This is a genomic window from Nocardiopsis halotolerans DSM 44410 (assembly GCF_000341065.1).
GTDB lineage: Bacteria > Actinomycetota > Actinomycetes > Streptosporangiales > Streptosporangiaceae > Nocardiopsis > Nocardiopsis halotolerans.
Window position 1 is genome coordinate 14,970 of record NZ_ANAX01000090.1, and the last position, 20,268, is coordinate 35,237.

Annotated in this window: 21 protein-coding genes and 1 CRISPR repeat array; of the genes, 11 read left to right on the plus strand and 10 right to left on the minus strand. The window is 70.7% G+C overall.

All coding sequences use genetic code 11. The annotated features are described in order from the left end of the window. Positions 1–297: 297 nt before the first annotated feature. Positions 298–1,098, minus strand: a complete 801-nt coding sequence (locus D455_RS0107065; RefSeq protein WP_017570046.1) for a MerR family transcriptional regulator — start codon at positions 1,096–1,098, stop codon at positions 298–300. Between the two features lie 116 nt (positions 1,099–1,214). Here D455_RS0107065 and D455_RS0107070 point away from each other — a divergent pair, with 116 nt between their 5' ends. From D455_RS0107070 to D455_RS0107090, 5 genes are all read left to right on the plus strand, one after another. Next, the gene (locus D455_RS0107070) at positions 1,215–2,063 is read left to right on the plus strand and encodes an SDR family NAD(P)-dependent oxidoreductase (protein WP_017570047.1); all 849 of its coding nucleotides are present in this window, start codon (positions 1,215–1,217) and stop codon (positions 2,061–2,063) included. A gap of 12 nt (positions 2,064–2,075) precedes the next feature. Then, positions 2,076–2,987 carry an AurF N-oxygenase family protein gene (locus D455_RS0107075; RefSeq protein WP_017570048.1) on the plus strand — a complete coding sequence of 304 codons (912 nt, stop codon included), beginning with the start codon at positions 2,076–2,078 and terminating at the stop codon, positions 2,985–2,987. A gap of 361 nt (positions 2,988–3,348) precedes the next feature. Then, on the plus strand, positions 3,349–4,884 hold the full coding sequence (locus D455_RS0107080) for a flavin-containing monooxygenase (RefSeq protein ID WP_017570049.1): 1,536 nt from the start codon (positions 3,349–3,351) through the stop codon (positions 4,882–4,884). Between the two features lie 19 nt (positions 4,885–4,903). Further along, entirely contained in the window at positions 4,904–5,266 is a 363-nt protein-coding gene (locus D455_RS0107085) for a DUF4873 domain-containing protein (RefSeq protein ID WP_017570050.1), read from the plus strand. Between the two features lie 63 nt (positions 5,267–5,329). Continuing rightward, positions 5,330–6,229, plus strand: a complete 900-nt coding sequence (locus tag D455_RS0107090; RefSeq protein WP_026122397.1) for an alpha/beta fold hydrolase — start codon at positions 5,330–5,332, stop codon at positions 6,227–6,229. 62 nt (positions 6,230–6,291) lie between these two features. On the opposite strand, the gene D455_RS0107095 is transcribed toward D455_RS0107090, so the two are convergent. The 4 genes from D455_RS0107095 to D455_RS0107105 all read right to left on the minus strand — a co-directional run bounded on the left by D455_RS0107095 (position 6,292) and on the right by D455_RS0107105 (position 10,077). Further along, the gene (locus D455_RS0107095; RefSeq protein WP_017570052.1) at positions 6,292–6,723 is read right to left on the minus strand and encodes a PPOX class F420-dependent oxidoreductase; all 432 of its coding nucleotides are present in this window, start codon (positions 6,721–6,723) and stop codon (positions 6,292–6,294) included. A 223-nt stretch (positions 6,724–6,946) separates the two neighbouring features. After that, on the minus strand, positions 6,947–7,915 hold the full coding sequence (locus D455_RS0107100; protein ID WP_017570053.1) for an MBL fold metallo-hydrolase: 969 nt from the start codon (positions 7,913–7,915) through the stop codon (positions 6,947–6,949). A 160-nt stretch (positions 7,916–8,075) separates the two neighbouring features. Next, positions 8,076–8,898: direct repeats of the CRISPR family, unit length 29 nt; unit sequence GGGACCATCCCCGCGTGCGCGGGGAGCAC. Positions 8,899–9,047: 149 nt separating this feature from the next. Next, positions 9,048–9,398, minus strand: a complete 351-nt coding sequence (locus D455_RS32570; protein ID WP_083922158.1) for a hypothetical protein — start codon at positions 9,396–9,398, stop codon at positions 9,048–9,050. Positions 9,399–9,513: 115 nt separating this feature from the next. After that, on the minus strand, positions 9,514–10,077 hold the full coding sequence (locus D455_RS0107105; RefSeq protein ID WP_026122398.1) for an ATP-binding protein: 564 nt from the start codon (positions 10,075–10,077) through the stop codon (positions 9,514–9,516). Between the two features lie 105 nt (positions 10,078–10,182). Between D455_RS0107105 and D455_RS29560 the strand changes: the two genes are divergently transcribed. Both D455_RS29560 and D455_RS0107115 read left to right on the plus strand, forming a co-directional pair. Next, positions 10,183–10,860 (plus strand): DUF5753 domain-containing protein, encoded by a 678-nt coding sequence (locus tag D455_RS29560; protein ID WP_241480192.1) that lies wholly within the window; start codon positions 10,183–10,185, stop codon positions 10,858–10,860. Beyond that, positions 10,857–11,099, plus strand: a complete 243-nt coding sequence (locus D455_RS0107115) for a DUF397 domain-containing protein (RefSeq protein ID WP_017570056.1) — start codon at positions 10,857–10,859, stop codon at positions 11,097–11,099. The genes D455_RS29560 and D455_RS0107115 overlap by 4 nt, the downstream gene beginning before the upstream one ends. Positions 11,100–11,346: 247 nt before the next feature. Here the strand turns inward: D455_RS0107115 and D455_RS0107120 are convergent, their stop codons facing one another. The 3 genes from D455_RS0107120 to D455_RS35170 all read right to left on the minus strand — a co-directional run bounded on the left by D455_RS0107120 (position 11,347) and on the right by D455_RS35170 (position 14,113). Beyond that, positions 11,347–12,711, minus strand: a complete 1,365-nt coding sequence (locus D455_RS0107120; protein WP_017570057.1) for a four-carbon acid sugar kinase family protein — start codon at positions 12,709–12,711, stop codon at positions 11,347–11,349. A gap of 84 nt (positions 12,712–12,795) precedes the next feature. Then, positions 12,796–13,887, minus strand: coding sequence for a Gfo/Idh/MocA family protein (locus D455_RS0107125; RefSeq protein WP_017570058.1), 1,092 nt, complete (start codon positions 13,885–13,887; stop codon positions 12,796–12,798). A 10-nt stretch (positions 13,888–13,897) separates the two neighbouring features. After that, a complete protein-coding gene (locus tag D455_RS35170) occupies positions 13,898–14,113 on the minus strand; it encodes a hypothetical protein (protein WP_241480189.1) in 216 nt (71 codons plus the stop codon). A 254-nt stretch (positions 14,114–14,367) separates the two neighbouring features. Between D455_RS35170 and D455_RS29570 the strand changes: the two genes are divergently transcribed. The 4 genes from D455_RS29570 to D455_RS0107150 all read left to right on the plus strand — a co-directional run bounded on the left by D455_RS29570 (position 14,368) and on the right by D455_RS0107150 (position 18,631). After that, positions 14,368–14,919 carry a zinc-binding dehydrogenase gene (locus tag D455_RS29570; RefSeq protein ID WP_017570060.1) on the plus strand — a complete coding sequence of 184 codons (552 nt, stop codon included), beginning with the start codon at positions 14,368–14,370 and terminating at the stop codon, positions 14,917–14,919. Positions 14,920–15,180: 261 nt separating this feature from the next. Next, positions 15,181–16,539, plus strand: coding sequence for an ABC transporter substrate-binding protein (locus D455_RS0107140; RefSeq protein WP_017570061.1), 1,359 nt, complete (start codon positions 15,181–15,183; stop codon positions 16,537–16,539). A 164-nt stretch (positions 16,540–16,703) separates the two neighbouring features. Next, positions 16,704–17,681, plus strand: coding sequence for a carbohydrate ABC transporter permease (locus tag D455_RS0107145; protein WP_017570062.1), 978 nt, complete (start codon positions 16,704–16,706; stop codon positions 17,679–17,681). Next, complete coding sequence (locus tag D455_RS0107150) at positions 17,678–18,631, plus strand: carbohydrate ABC transporter permease (RefSeq protein WP_017570063.1); 954 nt, start codon at positions 17,678–17,680, stop codon at positions 18,629–18,631. Before D455_RS0107145 ends, D455_RS0107150 begins: the two co-directional genes overlap by 4 nt. A gap of 141 nt (positions 18,632–18,772) precedes the next feature. Here D455_RS0107150 and D455_RS0107155 read toward each other — a convergent pair whose 3' ends face one another. Further along, positions 18,773–19,720 carry a fructosamine kinase family protein gene (locus tag D455_RS0107155; RefSeq protein ID WP_017570064.1) on the minus strand — a complete coding sequence of 316 codons (948 nt, stop codon included), beginning with the start codon at positions 19,718–19,720 and terminating at the stop codon, positions 18,773–18,775. A 5-nt stretch (positions 19,721–19,725) separates the two neighbouring features. Beyond that, complete coding sequence (locus D455_RS0107160; RefSeq protein ID WP_017570065.1) at positions 19,726–20,253, minus strand: low molecular weight protein-tyrosine-phosphatase; 528 nt, start codon at positions 20,251–20,253, stop codon at positions 19,726–19,728. Between the last annotated feature and the right edge of the window lie 15 nt (positions 20,254–20,268).

A 20,268-nucleotide genomic window follows, 5' to 3' on the forward strand; every position in this document is an offset into this window, starting at 1 on the left:
GGGGCGGGATGGCCCCGGGAAGGCGGTCAACCCGGGAGTGCGGTCAACCCCGGGAAGAACGGTTGTCCACAGGGACGAGGAACCGGCTGGTGGGGCGGGGAAAGCCGTTCTAGGCTGGATTTCGGGGGCGCCGCGCGTCGCCACCGGGCGGGTGTGTCGCCCCCGAATCCCAGTGTCCCCGGCCCCTCACCCACCCACAAGGCCCTTCCTCCGCCTGTGGACACGCCCGCCTGTGGACACACTCGCGTGAGGGCACACCGCGTGGGGGTCCCGCGGCCGCAGACACGGGCCATCCGCTCAGGCCGGGCCCGTCAGCCCCTCGGCCTCCGCCGAGCCGTGCCGCCCTCTGGCCACGCCCTCCTTCTCCAGGTACTCCATGGCCAGGGCGAAGTGCTCCCCCATCACGTTGGTGAGCTTCTCCGCCATCTCCTGCGCCAGGACCGCGTCCACGGCCTGCTGCGCGAGCGGGCGCACGCGGCGTATCAGCTCGGCCATCTCGGCGGTCTCCTCGCTCCTGACCACCGTGCCGGGGGCGTGCTCGGCGATGATGTGGTCGGCGACTAGGCGGACCATGTGCTCGGCGACGTCACCGACCTTGTCACGCAGGTTCTCGGCTATGTCGAGTACCGAGTCCACGCTCATGCCCAGCTTCACCAGCTCCACGCCGGCGTGCAGCAGCCGGGGGCTGGGGACCCGGAAGCGCAGCCCGTCGCGTTCGAGCACGCCCAGGTCCAGGGAGCGCTTCACGGTACGCGGCGTCACCCCGCGCCCGAAGAGCCCCTTCAGGTCGCTGAGGGTCAGGTAGTCGGCGATCTCGTCGCTCCATGCATCCCCTATGGCCGACTCGAAACCGAGGATGTCGGAGAGGTCCCCGCCCCGCTCCCAGACCCGGAACATCTCGCCGATGTTGGCGAAGGTGTATCCGCGCCGCAGTAGCTGGCCGATCAGCCGCAGACGTGCCAGGTGCGCCTCGGAGTAGATACCCACGCGACCCTCGCGGCGGGGAGGGGCGAGCAGGCCCCGGTCCTGGTACACCCGGACGTTGCGCACCGTCGTGTCGGCGAGCCGGGCGAGTTCGTCAATGCGGTATTCGGCCATGGGTCCAGCCTAGAGACCCCCAGGAGCCCTACTCGTCAGTAAATTTCCAGCCGCACCCCATTGCATTGTGACAATGCTCGTTGTAACGTTCCGGCAAGAACTGTGGAGGAGATCACATGACGACCCCCCTGCCGCGCCACCTGCGGCGGCTGCCCGGCCAGAACGCCATCGTCACCGGAGCGTCCGGAGCGTTCGGCAGCGCCACGATGGCCGTCCTCCGCCACCTCGGCGTGAACGTCGTCGGCATCGACCGCAAGCCCGCCCCCGGCGTCGTCGGCTGCGACATCACCGACGACGAGCAGGTGCGCGCAGGCGTCGCCGAGGCCCTGGACCAGCTCGACGGCCGTCTGGACCTGCTGATCCACTTCGCGGGCGTCGGACCGGCCGTGGACATCGGCCAGACCCCGGACGTCCACGTCCACCAGGCGCTGGAGGTCAACCTGCTGGGCGCCTGGCGGGTCACCGCGGCGGCCCTGCCCGCGCTGCTCCAGACCAGGGGGCGCGTCATCATCACCGCGTCCCTGCTGTCGAACCTGCAACTGCCCTTCGCCGGGGCCTACACGGTGTCCAAGCGGGCGCTGACCGCCTACGCCGACTGCCTGCGCGCCGAGTACGGCACCCACGTCGGCGTCACCACCGTCTACCCCGGCTACGTCGACACACCCATCCACAACAGCTCCCGGGCCACCGGTGTCGCGCTCGACGGCCTCGTCCCCGCCGAGCGCGAGCGCGACACCGTCATGGCGGGGGGCCGCNGTGCCCGGTACGCCCGCCGCGACGTGGCCTCCACCGCGCTCGGCACCGCCGGACTCCACCTGTTCCGGCACTTCCCCGGCACCACAGAACAGATCGTGTCGCTCCAGGTCGGCCTGCTCCTGTCGGACGGCGCCTTCGGCGACGCGGAGATCGCCCAGGGACTCCACACGCGCCACGGCAGCCCCCAGGCCGGGCCGAACGCGTCCTGAGGAGGAAGACAGATGACCGCAGAGATCACCGCCAAGCCCAAGATCACCGACCGCGAGGACATCGCCAAGCGCCTGCTGCGCGGCTCGGCCAAGGCCTCCTTCGACCCGCTCGTCGAGATCGACTGGGACGCCCCCGTCGACAAGGACATGTGGGCGATCCGCCCCGAGCGCGTCTCGCTGTACGGCACCTACCTGTGGGAGCGGCTCACCGAGGAGCAGCGCAAGGAGCTCTCCCGGCTGGAGATCGCCAGCATCGCCACCATCGGCATCTGGTTCGAGACCATCCTCATGCAGATGCTGGTGCGCCACGCCTACCACAACGACCCGAGCACCAACCACGTCCAGTACGCGTACACCGAGATCGCCGACGAGTGCCGCCACACGGTGATGTTCGCGAAGATGGTGGGCAAGCTCGGCTGGACGACGCACAAGCTCGACCCGGCCGCCTTCCACCTCGGCAACCTCTTCAAGACCATCGCGCACGGCCCGCTGATCTTCGCCGGGGCGCTGTTCGTCGAGGAGGTCCTCGACCAGCTCCAGCGCGAGGCGGTGCCCGACGAGCAGATCCTGCCGCTGGTGCGCTCGGTCTCGCGCATCCACGTGGTGGAGGAGGCGCGGCACATGCGCTACGCCCGCGAGGAGTTCCAGCGCGACTGGGCCAAACGCGGTCCCCTCAACAGGGCCTACAGCCGGATCATCCTGGGCCTGGTCACCTACTACTCGGCCACCCGGCTGATCAACCCCAAGGTGTACGCCCAGGTCGGGCTCGATCCCCGCGAGGCCTACCGGGTCGCCCAGAACAACCCCCACTGGATCGGCACCAAGACCTGGGCCGCCCGCAAGGTGGTGGGCACCCTGGACACCGCCGGTGCCATCACCGGTCTCGGCCGCTACTTCTGGAAGAAGGCCGGACTGCTCGGCTGATCCCGCGACCGCTCGACTGACCCCGCGACCGGTCCGCGTTCGGGCCGCGACGGCGACCGCGGGCCGGGCGCACGCCCGCCCGGCCCCGCCACCGAACACCGCGACCCGCCGAGTGCGGCGGCCGGTGGCCCCAGACCCCACCGTCGGAGGACGAAACGCGCCACGTCCTCCGACGGTGGTCAGAACTCCCGGGGACGGAACGCGCCACGTTCCCGGGAGCCCTCTCCCCGTAGGGCGAACGCGCCGCGCCCTACGGGGTGGCAACTCCCCCGGGGGCGAAACGCGCCACGCTCCCGGGGGACACACCCGCCGGTCCGCGCGGCGGCCAGCCCCGGACCGGTTCGCACGAAGGGACCAAGACGTGACCGAAGCACCACCCCACTTCCGGGTGGCCGTCATCGGATCCGGCTTCGCCGGGATCGGGATGGCCGTCCGCCTCAAGCAGGCCGGTCTGAAGGACTTCGTGGTTCTGGAGCGCGCCGACGAGGTCGGCGGCACCTGGCGTGACAACTCCTACCCGGGTGCGGCCTGCGACGTGCCCTCGCACCTGTACTCGTTCTCCTTCGCGCTCAACCCGCACTGGAGCCGCACCTTCTCCCCGCAGCCGGAGATCTTCGACTACATGAAGCGGGTCGCCGGCGAGCACGGCGTGGACCGGCACCTCCGCCGGGGCCACGACGTGCGGGCCGCGCACTGGGAGCCGGACGGCAACCGGTGGCGGATCGAGACCAGCAGGGGAACCGTCACCGCCCAGTTCCTGGTCAGCGCGGCGGGTCCGCTCGCCGACCCCTCCTACCCCGACATCAAGGGCCTGGACACGTTCGAGGGGACGATGTTCCACTCGGCGACCTGGGACCACGACCACGACCTCACCGGTCGCAGGGTCGCGGTGATCGGCACGGGGGCGTCCGCGATCCAGTTCGTGCCGAAGATCCAGCCCCGGGTGGGGAAGCTCGCGCTGTTCCAGCGCACCGCCCCGTGGGTGATGTTCCGGCACGACCGCGACATCACCAGGGCGGAGAGCTGGCTGTACCGCAACATCCCGCTCGCCCAGCAGATCGCCCGCAAGAGCATCTACTGGGGCCGGGAGTCGTACATCCTCGGCTTCGCCAAGAACCCCAGGCTGCTCTCGGTCGTGGAGAGGCTGGGCCGGGCCAACATCCACCGCAGCGTGAAGGACCCCGAACTTCGGGCCAAGCTCACCCCGAGCTTCCGTGCGGGCTGCAAGCGCATCCTGATGTCCAACGACTACTATCCGGCGCTGGCCCAGCCCAACGTGGACGTGATCACCGACGGCATCGTGGAGGTCCGCCCGAACGCCGTGGTCACCCGCGACGCGTCGGGCCGCGAGACCGAGCACGAGGTCGACACGATCATCTTCGGCACCGGGTTCCACGTGACCGACCCGCCGGTGGCCCAGCGGATCTTCAACTCCGAGGGGCGCTCGCTCTCCGAGCACTGGGGGACGAACGTGCAGGCCTTCCGGGGCACGACCGTGTCCGGGTTCCCCAACGCCTTCGTGCTGGCGGGTCCGAACACCGGCCTGGGGCACACCTCGCAGGTGTTCATGATCGAGGCCCAGATCCGGTACACGATGCAGGCGCTCAAGTACCTGTGCAGGAACGGCCTGGACCGCATGGACGTGCTCCCGCAGGCGCAGCACGCCTACAACGAGATGGTCGCCAGGGCCATGGAGGGCACGGTGTGGGTGACCGGCGGCTGCGACAGCTGGTACCTCAACGAGCAGGGCCGCAACACCACCCTGTGGCCGACCTTCACGTGGAACTTCGCGCTGCGTACGCGCTGGTTCGACCCCCACAACTACGACCTGCGGGTCGACCGTGCTCGCAAGCGCGGTTCCCGCCGTTCCGCCGAGCGCGTGTCCGCGGCCCGGTGAGGAGGAAGGTGAGGAAGCGATGAGCGGGTTCGGTGACGAGGAAGAGGAGTACCGGGGCACGGTGACGGTCGTGCTGCCCGGTGGCGACGGCTCCGACGGCGACCGGGAGAAGGACGGGGGCGCCGCCGTGCGGATCGACGCCCACCTGGCGGGCCACTTCTCCCCGCTGACCGGCGACTACCGGTGGCGGGGGCGGCTGTCCCCCAGCCCGGAGGTGACCGAGGCCTTCCAGAAGGGCGTGCGTACCGTCGTGGTGCGCACCCCCGACGGGTTCGAGGGCACCGGAACGCTGGACGAGCCCAACCTGTGGGGCGGCCATCCGGTCAACGGCGCGGGTTCTCCCCCCTTCGCCGTCCCCCGCGTCGAGATCGACGACGACTGAGTCCGCCCGCGAAAGCCCCCGCTCCCCCGGCGCCCCCTTCCCCCTGAGTGAGAGGTATCCCCGATGGCAACCCGACACGTGAGTCAGGCCCGAGAGCTCCAGGTGCGCTCCGCCGACGGTACGCAGCTGCACGTCGAGGTGCGCGGCCCGGAGGACGGGCCGACCGTGGTCCTCGCCCACTGCTGGGCGACGTCGCTGGCCTCGTGGGGGCCGGTGGTGCGCGAGCTCGACCCGTCCCTGCGGGTGGTGCTCTACGACCAGCGCGGCCACGGGCGGACCCCGGCTCCGATGACCCGCGCGGGCTACGGCGCCGAGAAGCTGGCCGAGGACCTGTGCGCGGTCCTGGAGGCGACCGTGCCCGAGGGTCGGAAGGCCGTGGTGGCCGGGCACAGCATGGGCGGGATGACTGTTATGGCGGCCGGTGCGCACCCGGTGTTCCAGGAGAGGACCGCCGCGGTGCTGCTGACCAACACCGGGTGCACGCAGCTGCCCGGGCGGTCGACCGCCGTGCCGCTGCCCGGGCCCCTGGGCACGCTCGGCGCGAAGATCTTCCTGAAGGCCCCGCTGCCCCTGGGTCCGCGCAACGCCGCCACCACCGCGGTGTTGAGGTGGATGGTGATGGGCAAGGAGTCGGACCCTCGCATGGTGCGGCTGTGCATGCGGATGGTGCACGCGTGCAACGGCGTGACCCGGGGTGCGTGGGGCGGTGTGATCAGCGCGCTGGAGGCGGAGGAGACCGCGCGGCGGATCTCGGTGCCCACCGTGGTGCTGGTGGGCACCGACGACAAACTGACCCCGCCCTGGCACGCGCACCACATCGCCTCACTGCTGAAGGACTGCCGGGAGGTGCGGGAGATCCCCGGGGCCGGTCACATGGGGCCGCTGGAGTACCCGAAGGTGCTGGCGGACCGTCTGGGGGCGCTCGCCGCCACCCACCTGGGTGCCCAGGCGCAGGCCGCCTGACCCGCCGACGCGTACGCCCCCGGTGGGACGGCCGGGGGCGTACGCGTGTGTGGGGCTCCCGGTCAGCGGATCCTGGCGCCGTACACGTGGTCGACCGTCATCGTCATGAGCACCCTGCGGTCGGACACCATCACCGACCGGTACTCGTCCCAGTCCGGGTGCTCCCCGGAGGCGAGACGGTAGTAGCGCACCAGGGCCTCGACCTCGGGGCCGTGGGGGTCGGTCCCCGGGCCGGTGAGCACCGCGGTGCCCTCGGCGGTGGCCCAGGCCCAGCCGTCGGGGCTGGTGACCTCCAGGGCGGCTCGCGGGTCCCGGCGCAGGTTCGCCGTCTTGGCCCGGCCCTCCGTCATCGAGACGTGGAGGACCTCGGCCTCCCGGTCGTAGAAGGGCATGACGGGGGAGAGTTGGGGGCGGCCGTCCGACTTGATCGTCGCGAGGACACCGAGCCTGCTCTCCGCGAGCAGCGCGCGTGGGTTGAACGACGTGTCGGTCATGTTCGGGTCCACCTCTCGGCCGGATGCTGGCTGTTCATGGTGACGCGGCAGGGCCAGCGACCGTTCGTGGCCGCGCTTCCGGGGATTCGCGGAACCGTCCGGTCATCGCCGCGTGGCCGCTGCCGCCGTGTCCATCTTCCACCGCCCGGTCGCCCGGGGCCCTGACGAACCGCGGGAGTACGGCACTGGAACCGTCCACGCGCGCGGCGCGTTCGGTGCGGAATCAGCCCTGGACGGACTGGGCGTCGGCGAGGCGGCCGCGCAGCATCAGGTCCATCACCTCCATGTAGCGGTCGGCGCGGGCGCGCCCGAGAAGGAAGGGGTTGGGGCCGTCCGGGTCGTCCCGGAGCTGCTGGATGCGCTGGAGGCCATAGTCGTTGGGGTGGTTGGACAGTTCCACGTCCACATCGGCCCTGCGCATGTGCCAGCGGAAGGCGGCGATGGACTCGATGTAGTCGCGCAGCTCACCGGGGGTCTCGGGCGGGTTGCTGCCGCCCCAGAGCATGGCCTTGTGGCGTCGGGAGCCCGCGTGCACGGGGAAGATGGGCGACACGGTGCCGGAGGTGTGGCCCGGGGTGTGGTGCAGGGCGATGCTCGTGTTGCCCAGGGTGAGGCACTGGCCGTCGGCGATCTCCAGGTCGCGGTCAGGGGCGTTGTCAGGGTTGGTGCGTTCGATGAGGTCCCAGTCGGCCGGGGACATCATCACGCGCGCGCCGTGGCGGTCGGCCAGGTACTGGGCCGCGCCGAAGTGGTCGTAGTGGCCGTGGGTGACCACGATGTAGCGGATGTCGCCGGGGTCGGCGCCCAGTTCGCGCAGCCCGGGCTCGATGTAGTCCCGGCCGTCCTGGGGTGAGCGCAGGGCGTCGAAGAGGACGATCCCCTCGTAGGTGAACAGGGCCATGGCGTGGACGAAGCCCACGCTGAGGACGGCCAGGTCGTCGAAGAGCCTGGTGGGGGGCGGGGCGGGAAGTTCCCCGGGGAACTCGACGTCGGGGTGCAGAGCTGAGGCGATCGCCCGCAGGACCGGGTCCTGGCCAGCCAGACGGTTGGCGCGGTCGTAGTAGACCTGCCCGTCGCTGGCGGCGGCGGCAGGAGTGGAGCCGAGCACACCGGCCCCGGCGGCCAGCCCGAGTACGGCGAGGTGGGCGAAGCCGCGCCGTGACAGGGGGGAGTGGTTGGGAGAGAGCTCCATGAGGGTCTCCTGTTCGTTTCCGTGGTGCTTCGGGAGGCGGGTGCACTCCGTATGGCGTGTGATGCCAAAGGGGTGGGATACCTGCCGCCCGCACCGGGTTCGCGCCAGGGGCGGGCTTTTCAGAACGGATCGCCCTTACTGCAACGGGTTTGGCTGCGGCCGGACCATCCCCGCGTGCGCGGGGAGCACAGGCGGAACAGGCGCCGTTCGTGGGGGCGGCAGGGACCATCCCCGCGTGCGCGGGGAGCACAGTCCTCTCCCCCCAAGTCGCTCCCCGGCGCGGGGACCATCCCCGCGTGCGCGGGGAGCACCCGGGAGGTTTCGTGCCAGAGCTTGTTGGTGTCGGGACCATCCCCGCGTGCGCGGGGAGCACAAGGACATGATGAGCGACGACTACCGGGCCAGGGGACCATCCCCGCGTGCGCGGGGAGCACGGCCCCTGAAACCGAGATGAAAAAGCCGGTCAGGGACCATCCCCGCGTGCGCGGGGAGCACGAGAGCTGCCCGAGAGCCCGACTGTGAAGGCCGGGACCATCCCCGCGTGCGCGGGGAGCACGCACTGGACAACCTCAGCGGTATTCAGCCCTGGGGACCATCCCCGCGTGCGCGGGGAGCACGAGGGGCCGTGGCCATCACCAAGGCGCGCCGAGGGACCATCCCCGCGTGCGCGGGGAGCACGAACGCGCCCCGTGGGAGGACCTACGGGGCGCGGGACCATCCCCGCGTGCGCGGGGAGCACCAGGTCGACATGTTCACCGCGTTCCCGTTCGGGGGACCATCCCCGCGTGCGCGGGGAGCACGAGAGGAGCGCCTAGGAACACAGGGCAACAGAGGGACCATCCCCGCGTGCGCGGGGAGCACGTCAGCCGGTCGGCCAGGGCGCGGGTGCCGGGGGGACCATCCCCGCGTGCGCGGGGAGCACGGGATGGTTGGCCACCCAAACGAGTGAAGAGCGGGACCATCCCCGCGTGCGCGGGGAGCACAGTCAACGACCTGCGAACTTACCAGCGGCAAGCAGCCTTTTCTCCAACTTCCTGAGAAACAGACAAACCGGACAGCACGCTCAGCCTCCAGAAGACCATGGCCGCAGAGTACCGGTAGAGGCACACACCGCGCCCCTACCGGTAGTGGATCAGCCGACCGGGACGGGTGCCGGATCCAGGAGGCGGGCAAGGGTTCCGATGTCGGGCACCTCGGCCAGGCCAGTGGAGGAAGCCACCCAGTACGAACCAGTGTTCTCCCCGTACCAGATCACCAGGCGCGGATTGCGGCGCTGGAAAGCAGCAGCAAGAGCGTGTTCGCGCTGGTACTCAGCCAGGTGACCGCCGAGCCGGGGCAACAGCTGAGCGCGGCGCCTGCGGCAGGAGGGGTGCTCGCAGGTCGGGCAGAATGGACCGACGAGCGGGCGGCGCCGGGGCAACGGAGGCGGAACTCGGTACAGCGGGTCACTGGAGGGACGCGGGTCAGGGATAGGATGCGTCATCGATCCTGTTTCCTTACATATCGCAGTGTGTGGATTTTGGGATTGGAGGGCCCGGGAAGAGCGTTGCCGCGCTCTCCTGGGCCCGTTTCACGTCTGTGGCGCGATGAGCCGCGCTTTAGGCGGCGGTGTTCCAGAGGTTGTCGGTCAGGTCGTAGGCCAGGAAGAACCACACCTGCCGGTAGTCGGGGATGCCGTTGTCACCCCACGAGGTGGCCAACGCGTTGACCATGGCCAGTCCGCGCCCGGACTCGGCCGACAGGTCCAACCCGTTGGGGTTGGCCTTCAGGTGGCAGCGCTGACCGAGGCCGACCGTGCGACCGTCACGCGCCCCTTCGTCACGGCAGGTCAGGCGCAGTCCGGTACGGGTGCGCCGACAGGTGAGGGTGTAGCCCCCGAAGGGCTGACCGGACCGCGAGTGTTCCAGCGCGTTGTTCGCGAGCTCGCTGCCGAGGAGGGTGAACAGGTAGCGGTAGTCGCGGTCGCGGTCGGCGGCGCAGGTGTCCAGGAACGCGCGCACCAGCGGCATGTACTGGATTGAGCCACCGAAGTCGTAGCGGCGGGTGCGGTAGTGGGCACGGTCGGCCCGGCCGGTGAAGTAGTGGCGGTAGCGCGGCGGAACCAGCTCCGAGAGGGACACGGTCACCTCGGGCAGGACGGGCATGGGCGCGGTTGCGGGCATGACGAACAGACTCCTTGCGTGAGTGGAGTGACGACGGGGGTTCGGCGTGCCCGCAGGAGTAGGACCTTCGCGTTTCCCCAGTACAGGGAAGGGGCACGGCGTAGCCTGACCAACAGAGACATCGAGGACCCACCCCAACGGCAAGCCCTGCACGCGCTGGCGAAGGATGCCAAGAAGCGTGGTTGGTGGTCCTCATACAAGGAGGTTTTCGGGGATCAGGCACTACCTGACTTCGAAGCCGAAGCGTCCGTCATCCGCAGCTTCGAAGGACTTGTGATCCCAGGGTTGCTACAGACTCCGGCGTATGCCGAAGCTCTCTTCCAAGGAGGGCGCTACACCGACGCCAAGGACATCGCTCATCGGGTGGAAGCCCGCATGGCACGGCGGGAGATCCTGACCCGTTTCAATCCCGTGCACCTGCGCGTGGTCATGGACGAGGCGGCGCTACGTCGCATGATCGGTAACCCATCGATCATGGCTGAGCAGATGAAGCATCTGCTGCACATGGCGAAGATGCCCAACGTCGATGTGCAGGTACTCCCCTTCTCCGCAGGTTCCCATGCGGCACTGGTGGCCCCGTTCAGCATCCTGGAGTTCCCTGAGCAGTTGGACCTACCGATCATCCACGTAGGCACTGTGGTCGATTCAGTATTCTTCGAGCAGCCCAAGGATGTCGCCCGATACAGCGCCACATTTGGCGACATCCAGGGCACTGCCCTGAGCACCACACAGAGCGCACGGTTCATCGCCGACGTGCTCACATCCCTAGAGAGCGACGGATGAGCAACGAGCTGGTTTTCCACAAGAGTAGCTACAGCGGCCAGGAGCCCAACTGTGTGGAAGTTGCCCACATCCCCACGAGCTTTCGGAAGAGCAGCCACAGCGGCGTCAACGGGGAGTGCCTGGAGGTCGCCGACCTGCCTTGCGGAGCGGCCGTCCGGGACTCCAAGAACCCGGCCAAGGGCCACCTCCCCTTCCCCGCCGCCGAGTGGGACGCCTTCCTCGCCATCGCGCGCGGCTGACGCTGCGACCGAAACGCCCCCTCAACCCGCCGCGTACGCGGCGATCTTGTACTTATAGCGAGTCTCGACGTTCCAACCTCGCTATAAGTACAAGGTCAGCGCAGGTCAGGACCCATGCGTCACACCGGCAACGGTTCCGGCTGACATATTCGCCCAGCAGCTCCCCGACATTCCACGAACAACAGCGGGGCCCCGGTGACCACTACTGCGTCACCAGGGCCCCGCCGCACGCTGGGACCGCTCCCGGTCAGACCGTGTCGCGCAACAGCGTGGGCACCACGTGCTCGGACACCTCCGAGTGCACCTGGTGCAACCGCGTCTGCACCGCCCTCCTCAACTTGGTCAGGCACTCGACCAGGGTGATGTCGTCCCCGACCAGACCCCCCTTGGCCACCACCGGGGTTCCGTCCAGCGGCCCCCCGCTGATGTGCCCGTGCACCGCCAGCGGCACGATCTCGCCGCCCACGTCAAACGCGTGCACGTCCAACTCGTCCAGCAGGCTCGCCACCAGGTCCCCGCCGGTCAGGTAGAGCCCACTGGGCAACGCGTGCGCCCCCGTGGTGTCGGCGACCTCGTTGATCACGTCCGCCACCAACCGGGCGATCCGTCCGGGCAGCTCCGCGCGGACCTGGGCGGGCAGCTCCCGCACCTGCTCGGAGGTGTTCACCACCCGCAGCAGGCACAGATCCGGAAAACCGGAGGACGTGAGCTGCTCGGACAGCTCCCGGGCGACACCGTCCGCGTGGTCGTCATCGGCCTCCTCGGCGAGCGCCACCGCGTCCAGGTCCACGAACCGCACCGCGCCCGTCCGCGCCACCGTGGCCACCTGGCGCCGGGTCAGCTCCGTGGTGCTGCCCACCACCCCGAGGAGCGGCCCGCGCGAACCCGCCTGCCCGCGCAACCGCAGCGCGTAGGCCAGCAGCGCCCCCGTGGGCCCGGGATCGGCCGCCACCCACACCGTTCCGTCGCTGTGGTGGGCGGCCGCGGCGGCCTCGGCGATGTCGCTCAGGTGCTGCTCGGTGCTCGCGTCGCACACCACGATCGGCTCGTCACCGGCGAGCAGCTCGGCCGTCAGCATCGTCTGGGTCACCTGGCGCACGGGCACGTGTCTGACGGGCAGGTCGGTCTGGGCGGCGAGGATGTCGGCGACGACGCTGGTGGTCATCGGGCACAGGGGATCCGCCGCGAGTTCGCTGTCCTCCAGCGGAACCCCGTTGAGCAGCTGCACCCCGTCCTCGGTGACGCGCCCCGAGCTGGGAAACGCCGGAACGCACAGCACCCGCACGCGGGTCCCGGCGGGCACCCGCTCACGGACGGCGTCGTAGGTGGCCTCCAGCTCGGCGCCGATGTTGCCGCGCAGCGTGGAGTCGGTCCGCTTGACCACCAGCCCCACCGGCCACACAGCCTCCACCACGTCCGTGACCAGGTCCGCGGCCTGCTCGGCGGGCACGTGGCGGCTGTCCAGGTTGGCCACGACCACGTCGTAGTCCCCCACCACCCGGCTCACGTGCTCGGGTGTCACCGTGGCCACGCGCATCCCGGTGCGGGCGAACCTGGCACCGGTGGCGTTGGCACCGGTGAGGTCGTCTGCGACCACGAGGACCTGGGCCACGGCGCTTCTCCTTCGGTGTTCGACGAAAACCTGGGGCGACCTCCTCCAACATAGGGCCACGGAGGCGGTCCGGGAGTCGCCGGGTCAGAGAGTGACCACCGAACCCGTGCGCGCGCTGCGCCGGGCGGCCTCGATGACCTCCAGCCCGTGGATCACCTCGTGCGGGTTCACCGGCAGCGGCTCGCCCTCGCCGACCGCGTCGCGCACCCCCACGTAGAACTCGGGGTAGGCGCCGCGCTCACTGGGCACGCGCCGGGTGTCACCGTCCGTTCCGAGCACGCCCCAGTCCTCCTCGGGGACCACGCCCCAGTCGGCGGCGTCGGCCCGCTCCCCCGCGTTCAGCCGGGCCTCCTGGGCGTCCAACCCGAAGCTGGTGAAGGCGCCCTCGCTCCCCAGCACCCGGAAACGCGGCCCGGTCTGGGCGGTGAGCGCGCTCATCCACAGGTGGGAGCGGGTGCCCCGGGCGTGGTTGAGCGCGAGGAAGACGTCGTCGTCGGCGTTGACGCCCTCGCGCAGGGTGTCGATCTCGGCGTAGACGGAGGTGACCGGCCCGAACAGGTTGATCGCCTGGTCGATCAGGTGCGGCCCCAGGTCGTAGAGCAGCCCGCCCCCGGTCTCGGCCCCGGCGGTCTCGCGCCAGGTGCCCTTGGCCCGCGGGCGCCAGCGCTCGAAGCGCGACTCGAACCGGTGCACCCGGCCGAGGGTTCCCTCGTCGATGAGGTTCCACAGGGTGAGGAAGTCGGCGTCCCAGCGGCGGTTCTGGTACACCGTGAGCACCCGGCCCAGCTTGTCCGCGAGGTCGGTGAGCTCGCGCGCCTGTCCGGCGGTGAGCGCGAAGGGCTTGTCCACCACCACGGCCATGCCCGCCTCCATCGCGGCCTGGGCCAGCGGGGCGTGGGTGTCGTTGGGCGTGGTGACGACCGCGATCTCGTAGCGGTCCGCGTCGGCCCACAGTTCGGCGACGTTCGGGTACACGGTGACACCGGGGTAGCGCTCCTCGGCGGCGCGGCGGCGTTCGGGGTTGCCCGTCACCACCGCGGACAGGCGCAGGCCGGGGACCGCGTCGATCAGCGGTGCGTGGAAGACCTCACCGCCCTTGCCGTAGCCGATGAGGGCGACGTGCAGCTCGGGGCCGCCGTGTTCGGGTGTGCTCTGTGCCTCGGGTGCGTCAGCCATGCCCACCAATCTAGAGCGTGCCGTTCCCCTCGGCACGTCGCTGGCGGGCGGCACGCTCCGTCGTGGCGTCCGAACACGGCCGATGGCGGGCGGGGGCGGACACGGTGAGGCCGCCGGGCAGGGCGTCGAAGGCCCCCCGATACCGCGCGACCAGGTCGGGAACGTCCGGGCTCCCGGGCGCGGCGGCCCAACCGTCCAGCGCGTACCGGGACGCGGAGACGACCATGTCCACGGCGAGTCGGGGACGCGGGTCGCCGTTCTCGCCGATCCCCAGGACGTCCAGGGCTCGGACCGCGGTGTGTTCGCAGAACCGGAGGTTGTGGGCGCTGATCGACGGGGTGGCCCTCGCCAGTCCGAGGCTGGGCCGAGCTGCGCGCGGTCGACACCGGCTTCCTCGGGTCGGCCCCCGCGGGCGCGGACCACGGCGCCCTCAGCACCGCCCCGGTCGCGGCCACCAGCGCGCTGCGCGCCCTGCGCAGGGTGGGCTTCCTCCTCGGCAGGAGGATCCTGGTCACCGGGGCCACCGGAGGCGTGGGGCGGTACGCGGTCCAGCTCGCCCGCATGGGCGGTGCCCACGTGACCGCCTGCACCGGCGATCCCGGGGCCCGCGGCGCCGAACTGCGCGGCCTGGGCGCCCACGAGGTGGTGGCAACGCCCGAGGAGCTCGACTCCCTGGTGGACGGGGTCGTGGACTGCGTCGGAGGCCCCCAGATGGTCTCGGCCTTCGACCGGTTGAACGCCGGGGGGACCCTGGTGGCCCTCGGACACGTGACCGGACAGCCCGAACACTTCCCGCTCGGTGCGTTCCTCGTGGACGACGGGCGGCACGGCCGCTCCATCACCACGTTCCACCTCCAGGACGGCCCGCCCCCGGCCGACGACCTGGGTTGGCTGGCCGCTCGGATCGCCTCCGGGGACCTCGATCCGGGCATCGCCTGGCGCGGCCCGTGGGCCGGGGCCGACGAGGCCGTGGCCGCCCTCCTCGAACGCCGCCTGCGCGGCAAGGCCGTTCTGGAACTCACCGCCGGGTGAGGGCGTGCGGGCTCCGGCCCGCGACCCGCCTGACGACGGGGTTCCCGCGCCGCGCCCCTCCCTCACCCCTCCCCGGGTTCCGGAGGGGCGTCTGCGCTCTGAACAGCACGTTTCCCCATCGTTACGAAAGAACTTGCGATATCTGTGGACATTTTCCACGGGAACGGCTTCCATCAGATTCCGGCATGCCCTGGGTCACACCGAGCCCATCCGTGGACACCGTCCGGTGCCCGCGGCCTCCGACACGAGGGAGAGTCCCCCATGCTGAGAACAGACCACAAGGGCCGCCGCCGACGCCTGGCGGTGGCGGCGACGGCCGGAAGCCTCGTCCTCGTGGCCTCCGGCTGCGGGTACCTCAGCGGTGAGGGAGGCGGCGGCGCCATCGACGCCTCCGACCTGGACTGCTCCCCCTACGAGCAGTGGGCCGACACCGGCGGCACCGTGAGCGTCTACGCCTCCATCCGCGACGAGGAGGCGGACCTCCTGGAGGAGGCCTGGGCCGAGTTCGCCGCGTGCAGCGGCATCACCATCGAGTACGAGGGCAGCGGTGAGTTCGAGGCCCAGCTGCCCATCCGCCTGGACGGCGGCAACGCCCCCGACCTCGCGTTCATCCCCCAGCCGGGTCTGATCCAGCGCACCGTCGAGGGCGGCCACGCCGTGCCCGTCGCCGACGGTGTCCGGGAGAACGTCGAGGCGGGCTGGGGCGAGGACTGGCGTGGCTACGCCACCGTCGACGGCGAACTGTACGGCTCCCCGCTCGGCGCCAACATGAAGTCCATGGTCTGGTACTCGCCGTCCTACTTCTCGGAGCACGGCTACGAGGTCCCCCAGACCTGGGACGAGATGATCGAGCTCAGCGACACGATCGCCGCCTCGGGCGCCAAGCCCTGGTGCGTGGGCTTCGAGTCCGGCGAGGCCACCGGCTGGCCGGGCACCGACTGGATCGAGAACGCCCTGCTGCGCACCTCGGGCACGGACGTCTACCACGACTGGATCTCGCACGACATCCCGTTCGACGCCCCCGAGGTCGAGGAGGCCTTCGACCTGGTCGACGGCGTCGTCCGCAACGAGGACTACGTCAACGGCACGTTCGGCGGTGTGGAGAGCATCGCCGTCACCTCCTTCCAGGAGGCCGGGCTGCCGCTGCTCGACGGTGGCTGCGCCATGTACCTGATGGGCTCCTTCTACGGCGCCCAGTTCGCCGAGGACGTGGAGATCGGCGAGGACGGCGACGTCTACGGCTTCGTCCTGCCCCCGCTGGAGGAGGGCGCGGAGGTGCCGATCATGGGCGGTGGCGAGTTCACCGTGGCCTTCGACGACCGCCCCGAGGTCGTGGCCGTGCACGAGTACCTGTCCTCGGGACACTTCGCCAACTCCCGGGCCTCCCTGGGCTCGTGGGTGTCGGCCCACGCCGACCTGGACCCGGCCAACCTGCCCGAGCCCACCGACCGGTTCACCGCCGAGGTGCTCAGCGACCCGAACACGGTCTTCCACTTCGACGCCAGCGACTCCATGCCCTCCGCCGTCGGCACCGACGTGTTCTGGGGCGGACTCATCGACTGGGTGACCGGCGCCTCCACCGAGGAGGTCCTGGCGAGCGTCGAGTCGGCCTGGCCCTGATCCGGGCCGGTGAGGGCTGACCGCCGCTGGCCGCCGCTGACCGGGGCAGCCCGTTCCGACCGTCCGTTCCGGCAGCCCGTCCCGCCCGCTCCCTCGCCCGCACGGGGTCCGGACCCCACCGTCCGGACCCCGTCACCCCTCCGGGTACCGACAGAAGGGTTCCCATGGAGTACTCGTTCCTGTACGAGCTTCCCAAGATCGTGTGGATGCTCATCGGGATCGCCGCCTTCCTGGCCGTCATCGGCCTGATGCTCGTCCTGATGGACACACCGCGCACCCGGCGCGACCGCTGGCAGGCCCTCCTCTTCCTCGCACCGGCCCTGGTCCTGCTCCTCGGAGGCCTGGTCTATCCGGTGGTGCGCACCACCGTGCTGTCCTTCCACGACGGCTCCGGCGAGGTGTTCGTGGGCCTGGCCAACTACGTCTGGATGTTCCAGCGTCCGGAGATCCTGCTGGTCCTGCGCAACACCCTGCTGTGGGTGCTGTTCGCGCCCGCCCTGGCCACCGCCATCGGGCTGCTCTACGCGGTCCTCATCGACCGGTCCCGGTTCGAGTCGGTGGCCAAGTCACTGGTGTTCATGCCGATGGCGATCTCGTTCGTCGGCGCCAGCATCATCTGGCGGTTCGTCTTCGCCTACCGGCCCGCCGGTCAGCAGCAGTACGGACTGTTCAACCAGATCGTGGTGTGGCTGGGCGGGGAACCGCAGCTGTGGTTGCTCAACCAGCCGCTCAACACCTTCCTGCTGATCCTCGTGCTGATCTGGGTGCAGGCCGGTTTCGCGATGGTCGTGCTGTCCGCGGCGATCAAGGCGATCCCGTCGGAGATGACCGAGGCGGCGCGCATCGACGGCGCCGGTGCCTGGCAGCTGTTCAGCCGGATCACCCTGCCCTCGGTGTGGCCGACCGTGCTGGTCGTGCTCATCACCATCACCGTGCAGACGCTGAAGGTCTTCGACATCGTCCGCACCATGACCGCGGGCAACTACGGCACCAGCGTGATCGCCAACGAGATGTACAGCCAGGCGTTCCAGCAGGGACAGACCGGCCAGGGGTCCGCCCTGGCGGTGTTCCTGTTCGTGCTGGTCATCCCGCTGGTGGTCGTGCAGATCCGCCGTAACCGCAAGGCGAAGGAGCTCGCGTGACCACGACGACCCCGAACGTCGCCGACACCGACGCCCCGAGCACGGGCACGGGCGCGCCCGGTCGTGTCCGCCGCCGACTGGGCGGTTCGGCGGCCAGCATCGCGGCGCTCGTGATCGCGATGCTGTGGACGGTGCCCACCGCCGGGCTGTTCATCTCCTCGTTCCGGCCCGCGGAGCAGATCCGCACCACCGGGTGGTGGACGTTCTTCTCCGCGCCCGAGGTGACCCTGGCCAACTACCAGGACGTGCTGTTCGGCAGCGACGAGCAGCTGGTCAGCTACTTCGTCAACTCGCTGGTGATCACGCTGCCCTCCACGGTGTTCGTGCTGGGGGTGGCGGCGCTCGCGGCGTACGCGCTGGCCTGGATCGACTTCCGCGGCCGGGACTGGCTCTTCCTGGGGATCTTCGCGCTCCAGATCGTGCCGTTGCAGATGTCGCTGGTGCCGCTGCTGCGCTTCTTCTCGCAGGGGGTGTCGCTCGGCGGGGTCCAGGTCCTGCCCGCGTGGGAGCTGACGGGGGCCATGGCGTTCACCAACGTGTGGGTGGCGCACACGGTCTTCGGGCTGCCGCTGGGCATCTTCCTGCTGCACAACTTCGTCTCGCAGCTGCCGCCGTCGCTGTTCGAGGCGGCCAGGGTGGACGGCGCCGGGCACGGAAAGATCTTCACGCGGATCGTGCTGCCGCTGAGCGCCCCGGCGCTGGTGTCCCTGGGGATCTTCCAGTTCCTGTGGGTGTGGAACGACCTGCTGGTGGCGCTGATCTTCACCGGCGGCGACAGCGCGACCGCGCCGCTGACCGTCCGGCTCGCCGAGATGGCCGGGACGCGCGGTGAGGACTGGCACCGGCTCACCGCGGGGGCGTTCGTGTCGATGATCGTGCCGCTGGCCGTGTTCTTCCTGCTCCAGCGCTACTTCGTGCGCGGTCTGCTCGCGGGCAGCGTCAAGGGCTGAGGAGCCCCTGGAGGGCCTTCGGAAGGCCGGGACACGGGCGGCGGGGTCGGTGGGGAGAGCGGGGTCGGTGGGGAGGGCGGAACGGGTGCGGTTCGTCGGGCGGTGGGAGTCCGGGGACGGCCGGGGTCCGGTTCCGCCCGGTCAGCCGCCGCGCAGGGCGGTGCGTGCGGCCTCCAGGGTCGTGGTCCGGTAGGCGGCGCCGAACAGGCACACGTGGACCAGCAGCGGGTGCAGCTGGTGCAGGGCTACCCGCGACCGCCATCCGGAGGCCAGCGGCGCCACCTCGTTGTAGGCGTCGCGGACCCGTTCCAGGTGGGGCAGGCCGAACAGCGCCAGCATGGCCAGGTCGGCCTCCCGGTGCCCGCCCTGGGCGGCCGGGTCGATGAGCACGGCGTCCTGTTCGCGCCAGAGCACGTTGCCGCTCCACAGGTCCCCGTGGATGCGCGCGGGGGGCTCGGGGTCCCCGGCCAGGTCGGCGACCGCGTCGACGACCTTCTCCACCACGCGGCCGTCGGCGGGGGTGAGGGACCCCTGGTCCAGGGCCTGGCGCAGGTAGGGGCGCAGCCGCTGCTCGGCGTAGAAGCGCGGCCAGTCGCGGGAGGGGGTGTTGTCCATGGGCAGGGGGCCGACGTACCCGGGCCAGTCGGCGCCGAAGTGGTCGGCGCCGGTGAGGTGCATCCCGGCGAGCTGGCGGCCGAGGCGTTCGGCGGCGCGGACGGTGGGTTCGTGCTGCTCCACCCACGGCAGGACGAGGATACGGTCGTCCCAGGCCACGACGTCGACGACGGGCGAGCCGAAGGCCCGGCCCAGCCAGTCCAGACCGCGCGCCTCGGCGGTGAGCACCCCGCTGGGCGGGGCGGTGCGCGGCAGGGCCTTGACGAACAGGCGGGTGCCGTCGGTGAGTTCGGCGTAGTGGATGTCCCAGTCGTGGCTGCTTCCGGCGCGGGCGGCGCGCCTGACGTCGCGGTCGAGCAGGACGGTGAGGCGCTCGGCCATGGTTCCTCTGACCGGATCCCTGCGGCGGCCCTCACGGGGTCCGTCGCCGTCGTCCCCGCCTCCGAAGGCCCGCACGATCGGTTCCCCCTCCACCGGCGTTACCGCCGCAACCGGGTGACGAGTTCGCCGGTGAGGCCCTTGGCGGCGGCCTCCACCATGTTCAGGACGGCGGTGAACCCGTCGTCGCCGCCGTAGTAGGGGTCGGGGACCTCCGGGTTGGCGCTGACGTCGGGCGCGAAGGAGCGGAAGAGGCGCAGGCGGGACATGTCGAACCCGTACCGTTCGCCGTACTCGTCGATGACGCGCCGCAGCTCGTCGACGTTGTCCAGGTCCATGGCGAGGACGAGGTCGCGGGTGGCCAGGACGTCGTGGGCGAACTGGCGTGCGGTGTGGTGGGTGAGGTAGCCGTGCACGCGCAGGGTGGAGGCCGCGCGCGGGTCCATGCCGCCGCCGACGTGCCAGTCGCCCGTACCGTAGCTGTCCACCTCCACCAGGTCGCTCATCCCGGCGCGTTCGAGGTCGGCGGTGAGGATCTTCTCGGCCATGGGCGAGCGGCAGATGTTGCCCAGGCACACCACACTGATGCGGTAGGGACCGGCGGGATCACGGGGTTCCGGCAAGCTCATGCCTCTTACCGTAAC